Here is a 16,796-nt window from a genome sequence, read left to right as displayed (position 1 = left end):
AAAAATAAAAACCGCTACAGGTGTATCTGCAGCGGTTTTTATTTTTGATGGGCCTTGGGTGGCTCTAGGATAGCCTGCCAAAGGACCCCTTCTTTTACATTGTGCAAGTCCAACCTTTTCTCTCCTTGGCGACCCCGGTGGTTTTGGGTATCGAGGTTCTCAACCTGGATATTGATTGATCGATCTGCATACCGGCTTTGCAGCCGGGTCTTATGAGGGCTGATGCTGGCCTTTTTAGCTTGAATTGGCTCTTTTTTAGCCTTCTTGGGACTGCCTGAGACCTGTTGGCGTGGTGCAGGCGGCTTTTTAACTGGATCCTTTTTAGGTGGATTGAAGGGGTTTAGACTTGTAGCCTTCTTCTCCCACTTTTTCGAAAGGGCAGCAAAGTCAGAAGGCTGCGGTTTGCTCCCATGACGACCGGCTTGGCGACCGGAGCTAGGAGTTCTTTTCCCCTGCTGCCTGGCTGCCTGCCTCCTTTTCTGCTGTCTCGCAGCCTGCTTCCGCCCCTTGGCCTGGGTATCCGGCAGGAAACCGGACATATTCTCCTTAGGCCGACCTGGTTTTCTTTTGCCTTGAAGTCCGCCGACTATTTTCAGGAACACGCGCATAAAGAGGTAAAAAACAAAGATTGGGGCCAGGGCAAGGACAATATAGAAAAGCGGCAAGACCACCTCATACCAGAGGTACAAGAGGCTATCCATCAGCGATCAGTCCGGTTGGGGTCTGTGGCCTGGCTAATCTGCCGCCGCATGCCGGTATCGGCCTGGACATTCATCATATTATAATAGTCCATAACCCCGAGGTTGCCCTGACGGAAGGCTTCGGCCATGGCCAAGGGAACCTCCGCTTCTGCTTCAACGACCTTGGCATGCATTTCCTGAACCTTAGCCTTCATCTCTTGTTCAGAGGCGACAGCCATTGCCCGCCGCTCTTCAGCCTTGGCCTGGGCGATGTTCTTGTCAGCTTCCGCCTGGTCCATTTGTAATTCTGCCCCAATGTTACGGCCCACGTCTACGTCTGCAATATCAATAGATAAAATTTCAAAGGCGGTACCGGCATCCAGGCCCTTGGCCAATACGGTTTTAGAAATATTATCCGGGTTTTCTAAAACCTGGTTGTGGTTGCTGGAACTACCAACCGTTGAAACGATCCCTTCACCAACCCGGGCAATGATGGTTTCTTCCCCGGCCCCACCGACCAGGCGGTCAATATTGGCACGGACAGTCACCCGGGCGGTGACGACCACTTGAATACCGTTTTTGGCCATGGCCGCAATGGGTTCTGTGGTGATGACTTTCGGGGTAACGGAAATGATGACGGCTTCGCGGACATCACGACCGGCTAGGTCAATGGCTGCGGCCCGGGAAAAGTCCAAGTCCATGCCGGCCCGTTCTGCAGCAATAAGGGCATCGACAACCCGGTCAACATCACCACCGGCTAAATAGTGGGCTTCCAACTTGCTGATGTCAATCCGAAGCCCTGCCTTGGTGGCTTTAATGAGGGGAAGGACAATGGTCTGGGGCCGGACCCGGCGGAGCCGCATCCCGACCAGGTTGGCCAAGCTGACTTTGACATTGGCCGCCATGGCCGAAATCCAAAGACCTATAGGGATAAAGTAAACAAAGAGAGCAAAGGCAACGAGTACGAGAAATGCTAGAAATAAGACAATAGCCATCAAGTGCCTCCTTTAATGTCACTCTTCAGCATTTTTCACAATGAGCCAGGTCCCCTCTGCGGCTACCACCTCGACCAAGCTCCCTTTAGCGATAAAATCGCCGCGGGTGGTAACATCAAGGCGTTCGTCCTCGGCGGTGACCATGGTGCCTGCCGGCCGCAGGTCGGTTAAAGCCCGGCCCTGGTGGCCGATATAGGCGGATAATCTTTTCCCGGTGGAAACAAAACCTTCTTCTGTAGTCAGTGATTCTTGCAAGTTAAACTTAGCCATCCGACGACTTCTTTTCATTAGTTGCACGACTAGAGGAGACAAGACCGCCATGACCACAACGGTTATAGCCATCTTAGGCAAGGCTGCCTTGAGGTTCCCTTCTGTCAGGTAAACAGCCAACAAGATACAGGCTGCACCGGCCAGGCCAAAAACGCCAAAACCGGGCACGAAGACTTCTACTAAAATCAGGATAATCCCCAGCACAAAGAAAGCAATGGGTAGAAAATCCATAGGCACCTCCCACTCGACGCCTAGGCCGGTTTATTCAACAGTAACACTTTTAGCCAGGTTACGGGGTTGGTCAATATCACAGCCCCGGGCTTCTGCGGTATAGTAGGCCAGCAATTGTAGGGGGATGGCCGCTAATATTGGGGCGACCATGTCCAGGCAATCCGGGATAAAGATGCGCTTGTCCAGGTCATCGGAAATTTTATCGTGACCTTCTTTCAGAAGGCAGAGGACCCGCCCCTTCCTGGCGACGACTTCATTGACATTGGACAAGGTTTTTTCAAAGGTTTTTTCCTGAAGGGCAATGGCCACAAAGGGAGTCCCATCGGTGACCAGGGCCAGGGTACCGTGTTTTAATTCACCGGCTGCATAGGCTTCCGCATGAATATAGGAGATTTCCTTAATCTTCAAGGCCCCTTCCTGAGCCACTGCCCAGTCACTGCCCCGGCCGATGTAAAACAGGTGGTCAGCATCGATTAAGGCTTGGCTGTGCTGGCGGATTTCTTCCTTCTTGGCCTCTGTCAGCAGGCTTTCGGCCTGGTCTGGCAGCTTAGCCAGGGCTTCGAGGAGGTCCTTGTGGTCAGCCAGATTAAAGCGACCGGCCCGGTCACCAAGGTAAAAGGCCAAGAGATAAAGGGCGATCAGCATGGCGGTATAGGCCTTGGTGGAGGCCACGGAAATTTCCGGACCGGCCCATAAATAGAGGACCTGGTCAGCCTCCCGGCTGATGGCGCTCCCAACAACATTGGTAATGGCGATGGTGGTTGCCCCACGCTGCTTCGCTTCCCGTAAGGCTTCCAGGGTATCAGCGGTTTCACCGGACTGGCTGATTAAAATGACCAGGCTGTGGGCATCCAGCCGGGGGTTTCTGTAACGGAATTCTGAGGCCACTTCTACATTGACCGGCAGTTGGAGGGTCTCTTCCAGGATGGATTTACCGACCAGACCACTGTGGTAAGCGGTACCACAGGCAACAATATCGATATGCTGCCAGTTCTGAATTTGCTCATCGGTAAGGGTGAATTCCTTGAAGGTAACGGCATCTTCATGCAGACGCCCGGTCATGACCCGACGGAAGGTTTCCGGCTGCTCATGGATTTCCTTCATCATGTAGTGGTCATAACCCTCTTTTTCGGCAGACTGGTCCTCCCAGTCAATATGAACCATTTCCCGCTGGCAGGGGTTGCCATCTAAATCAACGATGTCATAGCCGCTGGTGGTCAGCTTGGCCAGGTCCCCGTTTTCCAGGTAAATACACTCGCGGGTATACTTGAGCAAAGCCGGTACCCCGGAAGCCACCAGCATTTCCTTATCGCCAACCCCTAGAACCAGGGGACTGTTCATCCGGCAGATGACCATGGTATCCGGCTCATCGGCAGAAATAATCGCCAGGGCATAGGATCCCCGGACCTCTTTTAAGGTCCGACGGACCGCTTCCAAGAGGTCCCCTTGGTAAAAGTGAGCAATTACATGGGCGACAATTTCGCTATCGGTATTACTGGTAAAGGTTTCCCCTTGCAGGTAGCGGTCGCGCAATTCTTCATAGTTTTCAATGATCCCATTATGGACCAGGGCGATTTTTCCATCAGCACTCTGGTGGGGGTGGGCATTGGCCCGCTCCGGACGGCCATGGGTCGCCCAGCGGGTATGGCCGATGGCCATATTGGTATCCAGGGGGTGCTTTTTCAGGGCCTCTTCAAGGGCTGTTAACTTGCCGGCTTCTTTGACTACATGCATCTGTCCATCCATAATGCCGGCCATGCCGGCTGAGTCATAACCCCGGTATTCTAAGCTATGTAGGCCTTCCAGCACAATATCCTGAGCGCTTTTCTGACCAATATATCCTACGATTCCACACATATATTATTCCTCCCGTAAGGTCTCTTGAGCAGCTGGGTCAGGCACCGTCTCCTGACTAGACGCTTCCGGCGCCGGGGGCAAGTCCTCCAGGCTATTCAGACCGAAAGTCTGTAAAAAAAGAGGCGTGGTCCCATACAAGATGGGCCGACCCGGCGTTTCTTTTCGACCGCGTTCTTCTAAGAGGCCACGGTCTAAAAGCGAGCGAAGGGGCCCGTCTGAGTTGACGCCGCGAATTCCTTCTATGTCTGCCCGGGTCACCGGTTCATGGTAGGCCGCAATGGCCGCGGTTTCCAAAGCTGCTTGTGAGAGCTGGGGTCGTTTTAATGAAAAGAAAGACGGTAGATAATCCGCAATCTCCGACCCGACAAAAAATTGGTAGCCTCCGGCAATGGTCCGTAGATAAAAGCCATGGTTACCGGCGGCATAGGTTTCTTTTAATTCATTTAAAATGCTTTCCACTTCAAAGTCAGCCAGGCCAAGAGTCTTGGCCAGCTCTTCTACGGTAAGGGGCACATCGGAAATAAATAAAAGCCCCTCAACGATACGTTGCATAGCTTGATTAATGCTCATAATGTCCTTCCAGCCCGTTATGTAACCAAATTTCACCAAACCGCTCGGTCTGGATGACCTGGACCATATTGTGCCGCAGGCACTCCAGCAAGGCTAAAAAATAGCCAATAATATCCATTTTACTGGTCAGGCGCCGGCAGATCTGGCTAAAGGTCAACCCCTTGTTGGTCTGGACCAGGTTTAAGAGCTTGTTGGTGTACACTTCTATGGATACTTCCGACCGCCGCATCTGCACCTGGGGAACCCGCTCTTCATGGGCTTGGACAGCGGATTGGTAGGCTGCCAAGAGGGCCTCCAGGGAAATCTGGTCCAGGGGTAGGTCTGCCTGGTACTGCTTGGCCAGGTCTTCCGTATCCACCGGTCGCGGTAGGTGGTGGGCTTCTTCACTATACCGCCTGTTTAAAAAATCGGCGGCATCTCGAATAAAGCGGTATTCTAAAATTTGTGCCACCAGGTCTTGGCGGGGGTCCTCCGCCTCGTCCTTCCGGGGACGGGGCATGAGCATCCGCACTTTAATCCGGACCAGGTTGGCCGCCATCAGCAAGAAATCCGAGGCAATCTCCAGGTTCATGCTCTCGGCCTCTTGCAGGTAGGCCAGGTACTGGTCCGTCAAGGTGGCTATGGGTATATCTGAAATATCAATTTTATCTTTTTCCAATAAATGCATGAGTAGGTCCATGGGACCTTCAAAGTCATGCCATTTAAAGGCCAGTTCAGGGTAAGCTTCCATCCTTAGTCAGATTCTTTCCAGCCATGCTCCTTGCGAATCTCTTCAGGGATTCGTGACATAAACCAGCCATAAAGAAGCAGGAATACAGCCATATCGTCCAACTGTCCAACCACTGGCAAATCAATGATAAAGTCTGTCGGCCACAGCAGGTAGCCGCCGGCTAAACCTAGAAAGATTGCTTTCTGAAGATTAGACACTCGGGCGTCAGTAATCATCCGAAAAGAGGCTAATATATTATTCGGAAGATGTCTAAACCGTTTCAGGTTATCAATCAGTGCCATCATATCTCCTCATTTCTTAAATCGTGCCTTCAATATAGCATAAATGGGCTGGGTTTACAATTTTTACTACTTAAAATTAAGCCCCTAGCCCATAAGATTTACGAAAATTTAATCTTTTATTCATCTATCCTATAAGGAGTCCTGTTTTTTCTTAAAGACAAAAACCCAAGCAGGGCAAATGCTCGGGTTGATATTAATTTAAGTAGTCTTCCTGTTCACTTTTCCCACTCCGGGTCATCAGGGCCAGGGCGGCTTGGTTGACGTCTGCCGCGTTGAAGAGGACCTCATACATATGGGATACAATCGGCATGGAAATCCCCAATTCCTTGGCCCGCTCATAAGCGGCCCGGGTCGTCGGTACCCCTTCAACGACCATGCCCATGTGGGCAAGGACATCATCAAGGGTCCGACCTTGCCCCAGCTGAACGCCGGCTGTCCGGTTCCGACTATGCCCGCTGGTGCAGGTCACAATCAAGTCACCGACACCGGTTAAGCCGAGGAAGGTCAAGGGATTAGCCCCGCTTTTTACCCCCAGCCGGGTGATTTCAGCCAAGCCCCGGGTCATCAGGGCGGCCCGGGCATTGTCGCCATAGCCCAGGCCCACGGTCATGCCGATGGCCAGGGCTATGATATTTTTAAGGGCCCCGCCCAGTTCAACCCCGGTAACATCATCAGTGGTATAGAGACGGAGGTTTTCGTTCATCAAGTCCTGCTGGACTTTGGCTGCCAGGGCCTCATCATGGGCGGCCGCCACAAGAACGGTAGGCATATTGCGGCCCACTTCTTCTGCATGGCTGGGCCCATAGAGGACCACATACCGCTGGTCCACGTCCCCTAAAACTTCATTATAAATATCCGATAACCGCTTACCGCTGGAAGCCTCCAGGCCCTTGGCCACATTAATCAGAGGCTCCTGACCGGAAAACCGGTCCCGGTGGTCGGCTAGGAACTGGCGTTGGGCTTGGGTGGGGACAGCAATAATCGAGTAATCCACCCCGACCGTATCATTGACATCTGCCGTAAAGCGGATATTGTCATGCAGTCTGATGCCGGGCAGGTAGTGGGCATTCACTCGGTTGTCATTCATTTTCGCCACTTGGTCAATATTTCTAGCCCATAAGCTGACCTGGTGGCCATAGCTGGCAAAGCTTTGGGCCAGGGCAGTTCCCCAGCTCCCGGCACCAAAAATAGCAATATTAGACATAGGCTCACCTCTTTTTAGCTGGTCGAATCTTATTTTCTGTGCCGGCCCTTAAGCGACGGATATTACTCCGATGCTTCCAAATCACAAATAGGGCACAGCAGGTAAAGACAGCAATCACCACCGGGTGCTGGTCAGTCAAAACCAGCATAATAGGGCATAGGACGGCCGCAGCCAGGCTCCCCAGGGACATATACCCGGTGGTATAGGCCAGGAGGGCCAGGGTGCTCCCGCAGACCAGGAAAGACAGGGGCGATACATAGAGTAAGACGCCAGCCCCTGTAGCCACCCCCTTGCCCCCACGAAAGTGCACAAAGATGCTCAGGGTATGGGCAAGGACCGCCACTGCAGACGCCAGGAGCATGCCCCATTCATTGCCCAGCCAGTCCCCAATGCCGGCAGCCAGGGTCCCCTTTAAAATATCACCAACGAGGACAATGGATGCGGTCCGGCCGCCTAAGACCCTTAAAACGTTGGTAAAGCCGGCATTGCCACTGCCTACGGAAAAAATATCCACCCCGCGGGCCCGGCTAACCAGTTGGGCAAAGGGGATGGCGCCGAGCAGGTAGGCAGCCAGGATGATAACCCCAATCCGTAAAATTCCGCTTCCCATCTCAGTCCTCTTTTCTGTTTCTCAACTGGAGGCGAAGGGTTGTCCCCTCAAAGACAAAGTAGTCACGAATCCGGTTTTCAATGTAGCGCAGGTAGGAGAAGTGCATAATCTCCTTGTCATTGACAAAGAGGGCAAAGGTCGGCGGGGCAACCCCAATTTGGGTGCCGTAGTAGATTTTAAGCCGCTTGCCCTTATCGGTCGGCGGCGGGTTTTTCAGCACTGCTTCCCGGAGGATATCATTTAAGACCCCTGTCGGTACCCGCATGAGCCGGTTTTCCGCTACAGCCCGGACGGTCTCCATGATTTTACTGACCCGCTGGCCGGTGACGGCAGAAACAAAGAGCATGGGCGCATAGGATAGGAATAAAAGCTCGGCCTTAAACCGGTCTTCCATTTCCTTTTGGGTCTTGTGGTCCTTTTCAACCAGGTCCCACTTATTGACCACCAAGATAATCCCCTTGCCCTGCTCATGGGCATAGCCGACAATCCGCTTGTCCTGGTCAGTTAGCCCTTGAGAGCCGTCAATAACCATGAGCACCACGTCTGACCGGTCGACGGCATGGAGAGACCGGACCACGCTATAGCGCTCAGTGGCCAGCTCAATCTTCTTCCGCCGCCGCATCCCGGCAGTATCGACCAGGATGTAATCCTCACCGTCATAGCGGAAGGGGGTATCGATGGCGTCCCGGGTCGTTCCGGGGACATTGCTGACAATGGACCGCTCTTCGCCGAGCAGGCGGTTGCACAGGGAGGACTTGCCTACGTTGGGCCGGCCCACCACTGCAATGGATAGGGCCTCCTCCTTTTCGCCGACCAGGGCTTCTGCCGGCAAGAGGTCCAGCATCAGGTCAAGGAGGTCCCCGGTGTTCCGGCCATCAACAGCTGTAATGGGCACCAGGTGTTCAAAGCCCAGGCTGTAAAATTCATAAACCGGGACCAGGTCTTCAAAGCTTTTGACTTTATTGGCAACTAAAATAACTTCCTTATCGCTTTTACGCAGGATTTGGGCCACCGCCTCATCTTCCTGGGTTACACCGACAGAAGCATCAACCATAAATAAAATGAGGTCTGCCTCTTCGATGGCAATCTCCGCCTGTAGGCGTACATTTTTCAGGATATGGTCCTTGTCGACCGTATCAATGCCCCCGGTATCAATCAGGGTGAAGGCATGTCCATTCCACTCACCGTCTTCGTACAGACGGTCGCGCGTCACACCGGGCATATCTTCTATGATGGCCTTGCGGGTATGTGTCAAGCGATTAAATAAAGTGGACTTGCCGACATTTGGCCGGCCCACAACTGCAATAATCGGTTTCATGTAACCTCCTGAATACCGCTTATTTTTTTCCTAACATAGCGGCAAATTGACGCGCTCCAACATCCTTGGTCTTGATATCTTTAAATAAGAGGCTATTCAGGGGTTGGAGATAGTGTTGCTCGACCGGTTCCACGGTCAGGGAAACCATGAAGTACAGGTCTTTAATAAAGTCGAAGACATTCCCGTCGCCCAGGGGGGCTTGCAGGCCTTTTTCAAAGATTTCTCGCTGCATGGTTTCAATCTTGTCCACCTTGTATTGTTCAATCATTTTTTCCAGGGCCGTAATGTGGTCCGGGTTATACAGGAGGCTCTTGAGCAAGAGAACATAGGCCATGTTCAAGGGGTAGGGCACGCTGTCGATATTGCCCAGGGTAACCCCGGTGCGGCTGACGCCTAGGGCCGGACGGATCATCCGGTAAACCCGGCGCAGGTCTTCTTCAGTGAGGTCCCGGTCAGCAAAGACTTCCCCGACGGTCTTGTTCCCTGTCGGTTGGACGCTGCCATGATCTGCTGCACAGATGGCCGGTGCCTCCCAAACGAAACCGGCGTAGTCTTCATATTTAAAGGGGGCATTTAAGACGCCGGGAATGGCAAAGTAATTGCTATCGGCAGTGATCAGCCGGCGCAGGTTAATCAGGTTAGCAGTGTTCTTTTCCCCATTGACCCAAGAAGCGTTATCAAAGAAGGCTGCCAGGGCCGGCTGGATTAAGGCAGCTGACTGGATCCGTTTTTGGAAGTTATCCACATGGGCGTATTGGAAGCTGACTCTCGTTTCCGCTGACAGCTTTAAGGTATCCAGGAGGTCACCCTGGCCCTTGGCCCAGTTTTCCAAGGCCTCATATTCCGGCAGGGGAACCGTTTCAATGGCTTCCAGGGGGCTGGTCGGCTGGTGGCCTGTGGCCAGGAGGATTTGCCCCCGCCGTTTCAATTCATCAAAGAGTCCTTCGATAAAGGCCAGGTAGGCCCGCTCCAGGTCCTGGATTTGGCTGAAACCGGAAAACCGCCAATTCACTTGGCCGCCCAGGCCCAGGACGACATTTTCAGCGTCCTTGCGGGCCCCAATCAGGACGTCCCCTTCGCTGATCGGTTGCCAGCCCAGATGGACCAGGTGCTCGATAAAACTCTTACTCCCGTTGGCATCAGAGTAGTTCACCGCGCTGAGGTCACTGCTATTGACCAGGAGGTGGCCAAAGGATACACCGAGGGTAAATTCTTCATGGGGGCGTTCAAATGATTTGAGGTTATTGATAATTGCTTGCATGGATATCATCACGTCTCCGTTTCTTTACTGGTATCTGAAAAAGCATCGTCATCAAGAATATCAGCCAATTGGCGGTTCTCCAACTCGGAATCGAGTAGGCATTCGGTAATATTTAAGGCAGCCAAAAGCAGGGCATCATCATAGCTTAGCCGTCCATGACTGCCAATCAAATCCATCTCTGTATTCAGCCGTTTGATCACAGCAGCCACCTTATCATCAGGCAGGTTGGATTTTAAATGTATGGTTTTTCCGTAAATCACTTGGGTAGTCTCTTGCATGCGGATCATCCTTTCAAGAGCAGGCTGCACATACCTTAAGTATACCACAGCTTAGATGGAGCGTCATCTTTTTCATATTCGTAGGCGGTTGCGGGTATGTATGGTATAATAGCAGCCGACTAAAGGAGGGATTTTGTGTCCTTAGATGGTATGGCGCTCCGCGCCCTCAGCCAAGAAATGAACCAGACCCTGGCCGGCGGACGGGTAGATAAGATTACCCAGCCCGGCGAGAAGGACCTGGTGATACATATTCGCGCCGCCGGTAAAACCCGGCGGGTCTTCTTTTCGATTAATCCACAAAACGCCAGACTGGCCATAACACCGCACACAGCCCCCAGCCTACAGGAGGCCACCCTCTTCTGCATGGTCCTGCGGAAGCACTTGGCCGGAGCCCAACTGACTGAAGTCCGCCAGGAGGGCTATGAACGGATGGTCCACTTTGACTTCACCGGCCGCAATGACATTGGAGACCGGGTCAACCTGACCCTTATCGCCGAACTCATGGGCCGGTCCAGTAATATTATTCTCATCGACCAGGCCGGCACCATTCTGGATGCCCTGCGCCGGGTGGGCAGCGGCACCAACAAGTACCGGCAAATCCAGCCCGGCCTCCCCTATGTACCACCACCGGCCCAGGATAAGAGGACCATCGACGGCCTGGCCGACGGGGACTTAAGCGCCCTGATCCTGGCCGATGACTCTTCAAAAAACATGCGCAACAAGTTAATTCGCGCCTTGGCCGGCATTGGCCCCCAAACAGCCGAAGACCTGCTCTTAAAGGCGGGCATTGACCCGGACAGCAGCGCCGACTACCTGGGTGAAGTCGACTACGTCCGCCTGGAACAAGCCGTCCAGGCCCTGGCCCAGATGTCCCGGGCAGGCAGCTGGCAGCCGACCATCCTCTGGAAGGATAAGGAACCGGTTGCCTTCGCCCCCTTTTCCCTAATTGCGACCGGAGGCTTTGCGGAAAAACACTACGACAGCATGTCCAAGGCCGTGGACCTCTACTACACCCACAAGGTCCGCCATGAAAAGTTCTTACAGAAGCAGGGCAACCTCCTCCGCACCGTCCATAAGGAGTTGGACCGGTGCGAGAAAAAGCTCGTCCTCCAGCTTGAAAAGCTAGACGAAGCCCAAAATGCCGAACAAGACCGGCTCTATGGCGAGCTCCTAACCGCCCAGCTCTACCAACTTAAACAAGGGCCTGAAGCGGTGGTCAAGAACTTCTATGACCCGGAGCAAAAAGAAATCACCATTCCCATGGACCCGAGCAAAACCCCCAATGAAAATGCTCAGCGGTATTTCAAACGCTATAACCGGGCAAAAAACGGGGCTGAAAAAGCCGCCCTCCAGGCGGCCCAAACCAAGGAAGAAATGGCCTACCTCACCAGCATCCAGGAAAGCCTGGAACTCAGCGAAGGCCTGGACCAAATCAAAGAAATCCGGTCCGAATTGGAAGATGCCGGCTACCTAAAAAGACAAAGTCGGAAAAAAGGCCAAAAGGCAGAGCCGGCCAGCCCGCCTATGACCGTCCACTACCAGGACTATACCATCCTCATCGGCCGCAACAACAAGCAAAATGACCAACTAACCCTCCGCACCGCCAATGGTGGTGACCTGTGGCTCCACACCAAGGATATCCACGGGGCCCATGTCATCATTCGCCGCCAGGGTGATGGCAGCTTCCCCGATGAAGTCAAAACCAAGGCCGCTGAACTGGCCGCCTGGTTCTCCAAGGCCCGGTTCAGCGCCCAGGTGCCTGTAGACGCCACCCTTAAAAAGTTCGTCCACAAGCCCAAGGGGGCCAAGCCCGGTATGGTCATCTATACCGACCAGGAGACCCTTTATGTGACCCCTAAAGAAGAGGTCCTGGCGCCCCTCCTGGCCCCGACTGAAGGTCAGGAGGAAGAGTAATGTATATTGACCTGATCACCGTCGGCAAGTTAAAGGAACGCTACTGGCGCGAGGCCTGCCTTGAGTATGAAAAGCGCCTAAGCCGTTACCATAAATTAAAAACCATCACCGTTGCCGACGAAAAAGACCCGGCAGACCAGGGGGCCAAGGCCATTGCCAAGGTCTGCCAGCTGGAAGGCCAGCGGATTGAGCAAAAAATAGCCCCCCACAGTTATGTCATCGCCCTGGATGTCAAAGGAAACCGCTACGATTCTGAGGGCTTTGCCCAGCACCTGGCCCAGTTGGAGAGCCGAGGCCATACCCACCTGACCCTCATTATTGGCGGCAGCCATGGCCTGTCACCAGCGGTTTTAACCCAAGCCAATGAGCGGATATCCTTTTCTGATTTTACCTTCCCCCATCAACTGATGCGGGTGATCTTACTGGAACAAGTCTACCGGGCCAGCCGGATTAACGCCGGCGAGCCCTACCACAAGTAAAGGAGCCTATCCATGAAAATAGAAATCTTTAGCGACTACGCCTGTCCCTATTGCTACATCGGCAAGCGGCACCTGGAGGCCGCCCTGAAAGAGCTGGGCTTAGAAGATGCCCAGCTCATCCACCGGGTTTACATCCTAGACCCGGGGAAAATCAGCCATCCTGAGCGCACCTATCTGGAGGGCCTGAACCTAAAAACAGCTGAAGAGAAGCAGCACGCTGCAAATACCTTTGCCTCTATTACCCGGCTGGCAGCCGATATCGGCCTGGCCTACCATATGGATACCATGAAGGACATCTCCACTGAAATGGCCCACCGGCTCACCCTCTGGGTCCAGGAGACGACACCGGACCAGACCCAGGCCGTCATCGACCGAATCTTCCATGCCCACTTCATTGACAATAAGGACATCTCCTCTAAAGAAGTCCTCTTAGATATCATCAGCCCCCTCCCCCTCGACCCGGCTGAAGCTTCTGCCGTTTTAGATGACCCCAGCCGCTACGTGGATCAAATTTTTGAAGATGATGACCGGGCCCAGCAATTGGACGTGGACTATATCCCCTACTTTATTATCAACGACAGCGACCATATCAGCGGGGTGGTCAACACCGAAAAGCTCAAGGCCCTCCTCTCTCAAGCCAAATAATAAAAAAGGCGACGATTAGTCAATCGTCGCCTTTTTTATTTAAGCACCTGCTAAAAGCATGGCCATGAGCTCGTGGCCATGACGGATGAGGTAGCCGGTGTCTTCAGCCATCTTTTCACTATAGCCTTGGGCCGGATGGGTTGGTGCCTGGTTGGACCGGTAGAGGATAAAAGGAATGGGATTGCTGGTGTGAGTCCGCTCAACAATAGGGGTCGCATGGTCGGGCATGAGCAGGATGTGGTAGTCCTCGCCACTTTCCGCCAGCTTGGCCATGAGGGGCTTTAAGACCCGCTTGTCCAGTCGTTCAATGGCCTCTATTTTTTCTGCCGGATCCCCGTGGTGGCCGGCCTCATCCGGGCCCTCAAAGTGCATGTAGACAAAGTCATTGTTTTTCAATATATCCAGGGCAGCGGCCAGCTTGCCTTCATAATTGGTATCAAGGGTACCGGTAGCCCCTTCGACTTCCGGTGCCTCCAGACCCGCCGCCAAACCTAGGCCCTTGAGTAGGTCGACGGCACTGACCACGCCGCCTGTTTTTCCATATAATTCCTTAAAGGGCGTCAGGGCAGGCTTGGTCCCCTCTCCCCAGAACCAGGCCATGTTGGCCGGGCGCTTACCTGCAGCAATCCGCTTTTGGTTGACCGGGTGGTCCTTGAGAATGGCTACAGAAGCCTCCATCAAGTCTGTAAAATAGGCCGCCTGGGTCCCTTTCGGTAGGTAGGTACCGATGGCCTGCTCTAAAATATCATGCGGCGGCGTATGGTCTGCCCCGGTTGCTCCGCCATGGACCACCAGGCAGTGGCGGTAGCTGGTGCCGGTATAAATCTGGTTACCGGCCAGGGGCAGGGTCTCATTTAAGGACTGGACCAGCTGGTCCGCCTCTTCCGTGGTAATTTCGCCGGCCGAGTGGTCAATCATGGTCTTTTGGTCAAAGGCCTCATCATCAGACACGGTGACCAGGTTCATCCGGTAGGTGATATCACCATCTTCCAGGGGAACGCCAATACTGACGGCTTCCAAGGGAGACCGTCCACTGTAAAAGGCAACCGGGTCGTAGCCCATGACGCAAAGGTTGGCCACGTCAGACCCGGGCGGGTAGCCTTCGGGAATGGTATGGACCAAGCCGGTATCCCCTTCTCTAGCCAATTGATCAAAGGTCGGGATTTGGGCCACTTCCAAGGGGGTCTTCCCCTCTAAAGCCGGCACCGGGAAATCAGCCATCCCATCCCCTAAAAGAACGATGTATTTCATGCCATCACCACTTTCCATAAGATAGGATTATGCTATCATAGACCCAGGTCCATATCGAGAGTGCACCTGTCTATATTCCATTAAATAAGCTTATAATTATCTATATCTGCCAGAATGGCCGCCCAGTCCCGCTGCATAAAGCCCGCGGAAGCGTACTGGTCCCTTAAGGCCAGGTTGCGCCGGTCCGCTACGGCATAGGCCCTGATGCCCAGGGCCGCCATTGAAGATAGGGCCTTGAGGTCATCTTCAAAGCCGAGGCAGTCCACCGGTTGAAGGGCCAGCTGGTCACAAACATGGGCAAAAAGAGCCGGGTCCTTCCCCTCTGCATAATCGCCGGGTACGGTCATGGCCAAATAAAAATAATCCAGCAGGCCATGCCGGCCCAGGGCCGCTTCATAAAGCAGGGGTGGCGACAGGGTCACCAAGGCCAAACGGTAGCCGGCTGCGGCCAGCCGGGTCACTGCCTCTCTGGCCCCCTCTTTTAAGGGGACACTTGTCTGGTAGGCCTCAAGGGAAAGGGCTTCCCACTCCCCGATGACCTCATCCGGGGTCAGGTCAAGCTTATATTTCCAGGCCACATAGGCCGCAGAGGCATGGTATTCCATCTGGGTTACCGCCCGGATGTAATCGGCATCTTTTTTTAAGCCATGCCGGCTTAAAAAGATATCGTCCACCTGGGCCCACAGGCCATTTGAATCTAAAAGGGTACCATCCAAATCAAAAATAGCGCCGGGCATAAGGCCTCCTTATTTCGTCCTCTTCTCTTGCTCCAGTAACATGGTTAACCGTTCCGGATAGGCGGTGATTTGATAGGCCATCACCGGGTCCAGGTTACCCCGGCGGATTTGGCTAGCCATGTGCCCTTCCAGACTCGTGCCGGCCGCTTGGTTTTCCAGACTTTGGGCCACCAGCGACCAGGCCCCATCCCGGATTTGCCGGACTAAGCCATCTGACCGGACCAGGACTTCCGCCACCGGCACCAGGCCCCGACCGCTTGCATGAGGCAGGAGCCTTTGGCTGATGACCCCGCAGAGGACTTCCGCCAGGACCCCCTGCCACAAGGGGCGCTCATTGGCGGGAACCAGGTGGACCAGCCGCATCAAGGCTTGGACCACGTCTGCGCTATGGAGGGTTGATAGGACCAGGTGCCCTGTTTCCGCCAGGTAAAGGGCCCCCTTGGCTGCTTCTGTGGTGCGAATTTCGCCAATCATAACGACATCCGGGTCTGCCCGTAAGGCCCCTGCTAAAAGGGGAGCCAGGGCCTGGTCTTCTCTTAGCTCTACCTGGGTCACAAGAGCCCGGTGAGACGGTATAATATACTCAACGGGCCGTTCAAAGGTCATCAGGTGACCACCCTGCTTGGCCCGGGCTGCTAAAAGGGCCGCCAGGGTCGTGGACTTCCCGCTCCCGGTCGGCCCTGTGACCAGGACCAGGCCCCCCTGCGGTGCTAGGAGGCTGGGCAGGCAGGCCGGTAGGTTCAGGTCTTGAAGGGCCGGCACTTCTCCCGGCAAGAGCCGGAGGGCCCAGGCCTTCCCTCGGAAGGTATCATATTGGTGGACCCGAATCCGCTGGCCGGCGTAGCTTAGGGAAAAATCCTTAAGTTCTGAGAACTGGGCCGGCAGCTGGGCTTTGAAAAAAGCCTCCACCACCCCTTCTGTCAGCATCTGACCGGCCAAGCGGTCCAACCGCCCATCCTTTCTGGCAAAAATCCCGTCTGCTGAGAGGTGGAGGTCTGTCCAGCCCTGGGCTAGGGCTTCTTGTAAAATCTTTTCCATAGGCACTCCTCGGAGGTTTATTTCCATGTTGAACGATGCACTGATACAATTGCTACTGGTCTTTGCAGTGACCTGGCTGGCCAGCCTGGGCTTAGTCTATTGGACCCTGAGTCGCCAACGGCTGGCCGAACCGGTCATTGGCAAGGGACAGGCCCTCGGCCTTGCCTGCCTGCCGGCCTTGTGGGCCGTGTCTTTGGCCATCCGGCTGGATAACCCTAGTCTTTTCTTTTGGTCTCTGGCCTGTGGGGCCTTGCTCTTCATAATGGCCCTGGATGACTGGGCCTTCCGGTCGGTGGAATCAATCGACTTGCTCCTCTACACCGGCCTAGTCCTGCTTCACTTTTTCCTCTTCGGCCGGCCTGTATTGGTATCCAGGCTGGTCATCTGCCTGGTCATGGCAGCCATCTGCCTGGCCATCTTGCACCTCTACCCCCAGGGCTTTGGTGA

The 16,796-nt window shown here is 54.2% G+C and carries 19 protein-coding genes; 4 read left to right on the top strand and 15 right to left on the bottom strand.

Annotated elements, in window-relative coordinates:
* Positions 1 to 38: 38 nt before the first annotated feature.
* The 12 genes from ACKQTC_RS08895 to zapA form a co-directional block, all read right to left on the bottom strand.
* Entirely contained in the window at positions 39 to 701 is a 663-nt protein-coding gene (locus tag ACKQTC_RS08895; RefSeq protein WP_408978087.1) for a hypothetical protein, read from the bottom strand.
* Positions 701 to 1,675 carry a flotillin-like protein FloA gene (gene floA, locus ACKQTC_RS08890; RefSeq protein ID WP_408978086.1) on the bottom strand — a complete coding sequence of 325 codons (975 nt, stop codon included), beginning with the start codon at positions 1,673 to 1,675 and terminating at the stop codon, positions 701 to 703. The genes ACKQTC_RS08895 and floA overlap by 1 nt, the downstream gene beginning before the upstream one ends.
* An 18-nt stretch (positions 1,676 to 1,693) precedes the next feature.
* Positions 1,694 to 2,176, bottom strand: coding sequence for an NfeD family protein (locus ACKQTC_RS08885; RefSeq protein WP_408978085.1), 483 nt, complete (start codon positions 2,174 to 2,176; stop codon positions 1,694 to 1,696).
* Positions 2,177 to 2,206: 30 nt separating this feature from the next.
* Entirely contained in the window at positions 2,207 to 4,033 is a 1,827-nt protein-coding gene (gene glmS / locus ACKQTC_RS08880) for a glutamine--fructose-6-phosphate transaminase (isomerizing) (protein WP_408978084.1), read from the bottom strand.
* Positions 4,034 to 4,036: 3 nt separating this feature from the next.
* On the bottom strand, positions 4,037 to 4,603 hold the full coding sequence (gene scpB / locus ACKQTC_RS08875) for an SMC-Scp complex subunit ScpB (RefSeq protein ID WP_408978083.1): 567 nt from the start codon (positions 4,601 to 4,603) through the stop codon (positions 4,037 to 4,039).
* Positions 4,593 to 5,333 carry a segregation and condensation protein A gene (locus ACKQTC_RS08870; RefSeq protein WP_408978082.1) on the bottom strand — a complete coding sequence of 247 codons (741 nt, stop codon included), beginning with the start codon at positions 5,331 to 5,333 and terminating at the stop codon, positions 4,593 to 4,595. The genes scpB and ACKQTC_RS08870 overlap by 11 nt, the downstream gene beginning before the upstream one ends.
* A gap of 2 nt (positions 5,334 to 5,335) precedes the next feature.
* Positions 5,336 to 5,614, bottom strand: coding sequence for a YkvA family protein (locus ACKQTC_RS08865; protein WP_408978081.1), 279 nt, complete (start codon positions 5,612 to 5,614; stop codon positions 5,336 to 5,338).
* Positions 5,615 to 5,807: 193 nt separating this feature from the next.
* Positions 5,808 to 6,818, bottom strand: coding sequence for an NAD(P)H-dependent glycerol-3-phosphate dehydrogenase (locus tag ACKQTC_RS08860; protein ID WP_408978080.1), 1,011 nt, complete (start codon positions 6,816 to 6,818; stop codon positions 5,808 to 5,810).
* Positions 6,819 to 6,822: 4 nt separating this feature from the next.
* Complete coding sequence (gene plsY / locus ACKQTC_RS08855; protein WP_408978079.1) at positions 6,823 to 7,428, bottom strand: glycerol-3-phosphate 1-O-acyltransferase PlsY; 606 nt, start codon at positions 7,426 to 7,428, stop codon at positions 6,823 to 6,825.
* Between the two features lies 1 nt (position 7,429).
* Positions 7,430 to 8,746: a ribosome biogenesis GTPase Der gene (gene der, locus ACKQTC_RS08850; protein ID WP_408978078.1), complete on the bottom strand. Its 1,317-nt coding sequence runs from the start codon at positions 8,744 to 8,746 to the stop codon at positions 7,430 to 7,432.
* Between the two features lie 19 nt (positions 8,747 to 8,765).
* Complete coding sequence (locus ACKQTC_RS08845; RefSeq protein ID WP_408978088.1) at positions 8,766 to 10,016, bottom strand: glutamate-cysteine ligase family protein; 1,251 nt, start codon at positions 10,014 to 10,016, stop codon at positions 8,766 to 8,768.
* A complete protein-coding gene (gene zapA, locus ACKQTC_RS08840) occupies positions 10,016 to 10,285 on the bottom strand; it encodes a cell division protein ZapA (protein ID WP_408978077.1) in 270 nt (89 codons plus the stop codon). Before zapA ends, ACKQTC_RS08845 begins: the two co-directional genes overlap by 1 nt.
* Before the next feature lie 135 nt (positions 10,286 to 10,420).
* Between zapA and ACKQTC_RS08835 the strand changes: the two genes are divergently transcribed.
* Genes ACKQTC_RS08835 through ACKQTC_RS08825 form a run of 3 tightly spaced genes read left to right on the top strand, consistent with a single transcriptional unit; the run spans position 10,421 to position 13,323 of the window.
* Positions 10,421 to 12,199: an Rqc2 family fibronectin-binding protein gene (locus ACKQTC_RS08835; protein ID WP_408978076.1), complete on the top strand. Its 1,779-nt coding sequence runs from the start codon at positions 10,421 to 10,423 to the stop codon at positions 12,197 to 12,199.
* The gene (gene rlmH, locus ACKQTC_RS08830) at positions 12,199 to 12,678 is read left to right on the top strand and encodes a 23S rRNA (pseudouridine(1915)-N(3))-methyltransferase RlmH (protein ID WP_408978075.1); all 480 of its coding nucleotides are present in this window, start codon (positions 12,199 to 12,201) and stop codon (positions 12,676 to 12,678) included. The genes ACKQTC_RS08835 and rlmH overlap by 1 nt, the downstream gene beginning before the upstream one ends.
* A gap of 12 nt (positions 12,679 to 12,690) precedes the next feature.
* A complete protein-coding gene (locus ACKQTC_RS08825; RefSeq protein ID WP_408978074.1) occupies positions 12,691 to 13,323 on the top strand; it encodes a DsbA family oxidoreductase in 633 nt (210 codons plus the stop codon).
* A 39-nt stretch (positions 13,324 to 13,362) separates the two neighbouring features.
* Here ACKQTC_RS08825 and ACKQTC_RS08820 read toward each other — a convergent pair whose 3' ends face one another.
* From ACKQTC_RS08820 to ACKQTC_RS08810, 3 genes are all read right to left on the bottom strand, one after another.
* Positions 13,363 to 14,592 (bottom strand): cofactor-independent phosphoglycerate mutase, encoded by a 1,230-nt coding sequence (locus ACKQTC_RS08820; protein WP_408978073.1) that lies wholly within the window; start codon positions 14,590 to 14,592, stop codon positions 13,363 to 13,365.
* 62 nt (positions 14,593 to 14,654) lie between these two features.
* Positions 14,655 to 15,311, bottom strand: a complete 657-nt coding sequence (locus ACKQTC_RS08815; protein ID WP_408978072.1) for an HAD family hydrolase — start codon at positions 15,309 to 15,311, stop codon at positions 14,655 to 14,657.
* Positions 15,312 to 15,320: 9 nt separating this feature from the next.
* Positions 15,321 to 16,349 (bottom strand): type IV pilus twitching motility protein PilT, encoded by a 1,029-nt coding sequence (locus ACKQTC_RS08810; protein WP_408978071.1) that lies wholly within the window; start codon positions 16,347 to 16,349, stop codon positions 15,321 to 15,323.
* A 25-nt stretch (positions 16,350 to 16,374) separates the two neighbouring features.
* Between ACKQTC_RS08810 and ACKQTC_RS08805 the strand changes: the two genes are divergently transcribed.
* The coding region (locus ACKQTC_RS08805) for a hypothetical protein (protein ID WP_408978070.1) at positions 16,375 to 16,796 on the top strand (422 nt) is incomplete at its 3' end.

It is taken from the genome of Peptococcus simiae, from assembly GCF_046097595.1.
GTDB classification, from domain to species: Bacteria; Bacillota; Peptococcia; order Peptococcales; family Peptococcaceae; genus Peptococcus; species Peptococcus simiae.
The sequence above is the reverse complement of the archived record's forward strand: the minus strand, read 5'-3'. Positions and strand labels throughout refer to the sequence as shown.

Coding starts and splice junctions, on each gene's coding strand:
- plsY (WP_408978079.1), bottom strand. CDS start 7,428: ATGGGAAGCGGAATTTTACGGATTGGGGTTATCATCCTGGCTGCCTAC.
- ACKQTC_RS08845 (WP_408978088.1), bottom strand. CDS start 10,016: ATGATATCCATGCAAGCAATTATCAATAACCTCAAATCATTTGAACGC.
- ACKQTC_RS08865 (WP_408978081.1), bottom strand. CDS start 5,614: ATGGCACTGATTGATAACCTGAAACGGTTTAGACATCTTCCGAATAAT.
- ACKQTC_RS08815 (WP_408978072.1), bottom strand. CDS start 15,311: ATGCCCGGCGCTATTTTTGATTTGGATGGTACCCTTTTAGATTCAAAT.
- ACKQTC_RS08860 (WP_408978080.1), bottom strand. CDS start 6,818: ATGTCTAATATTGCTATTTTTGGTGCCGGGAGCTGGGGAACTGCCCTG.
- zapA (WP_408978077.1), bottom strand. CDS start 10,285: ATGCAAGAGACTACCCAAGTGATTTACGGAAAAACCATACATTTAAAA.
- ACKQTC_RS08810 (WP_408978071.1), bottom strand. CDS start 16,349: ATGGAAAAGATTTTACAAGAAGCCCTAGCCCAGGGCTGGACAGACCTC.
- scpB (WP_408978083.1), bottom strand. CDS start 4,603: ATGAGCATTAATCAAGCTATGCAACGTATCGTTGAGGGGCTTTTATTT.
- ACKQTC_RS08825 (WP_408978074.1), top strand. CDS start 12,691: ATGAAAATAGAAATCTTTAGCGACTACGCCTGTCCCTATTGCTACATC.
- floA (WP_408978086.1), bottom strand. CDS start 1,675: ATGGCTATTGTCTTATTTCTAGCATTTCTCGTACTCGTTGCCTTTGCT.
- der (WP_408978078.1), bottom strand. CDS start 8,746: ATGAAACCGATTATTGCAGTTGTGGGCCGGCCAAATGTCGGCAAGTCC.
- glmS (WP_408978084.1), bottom strand. CDS start 4,033: ATGTGTGGAATCGTAGGATATATTGGTCAGAAAAGCGCTCAGGATATT.
- rlmH (WP_408978075.1), top strand. CDS start 12,199: ATGTATATTGACCTGATCACCGTCGGCAAGTTAAAGGAACGCTACTGG.
- ACKQTC_RS08895 (WP_408978087.1), bottom strand. CDS start 701: ATGGATAGCCTCTTGTACCTCTGGTATGAGGTGGTCTTGCCGCTTTTC.
- ACKQTC_RS08870 (WP_408978082.1), bottom strand. CDS start 5,333: ATGGAAGCTTACCCTGAACTGGCCTTTAAATGGCATGACTTTGAAGGT.
- ACKQTC_RS08885 (WP_408978085.1), bottom strand. CDS start 2,176: ATGGATTTTCTACCCATTGCTTTCTTTGTGCTGGGGATTATCCTGATT.
- ACKQTC_RS08820 (WP_408978073.1), bottom strand. CDS start 14,592: ATGGAAAGTGGTGATGGCATGAAATACATCGTTCTTTTAGGGGATGGG.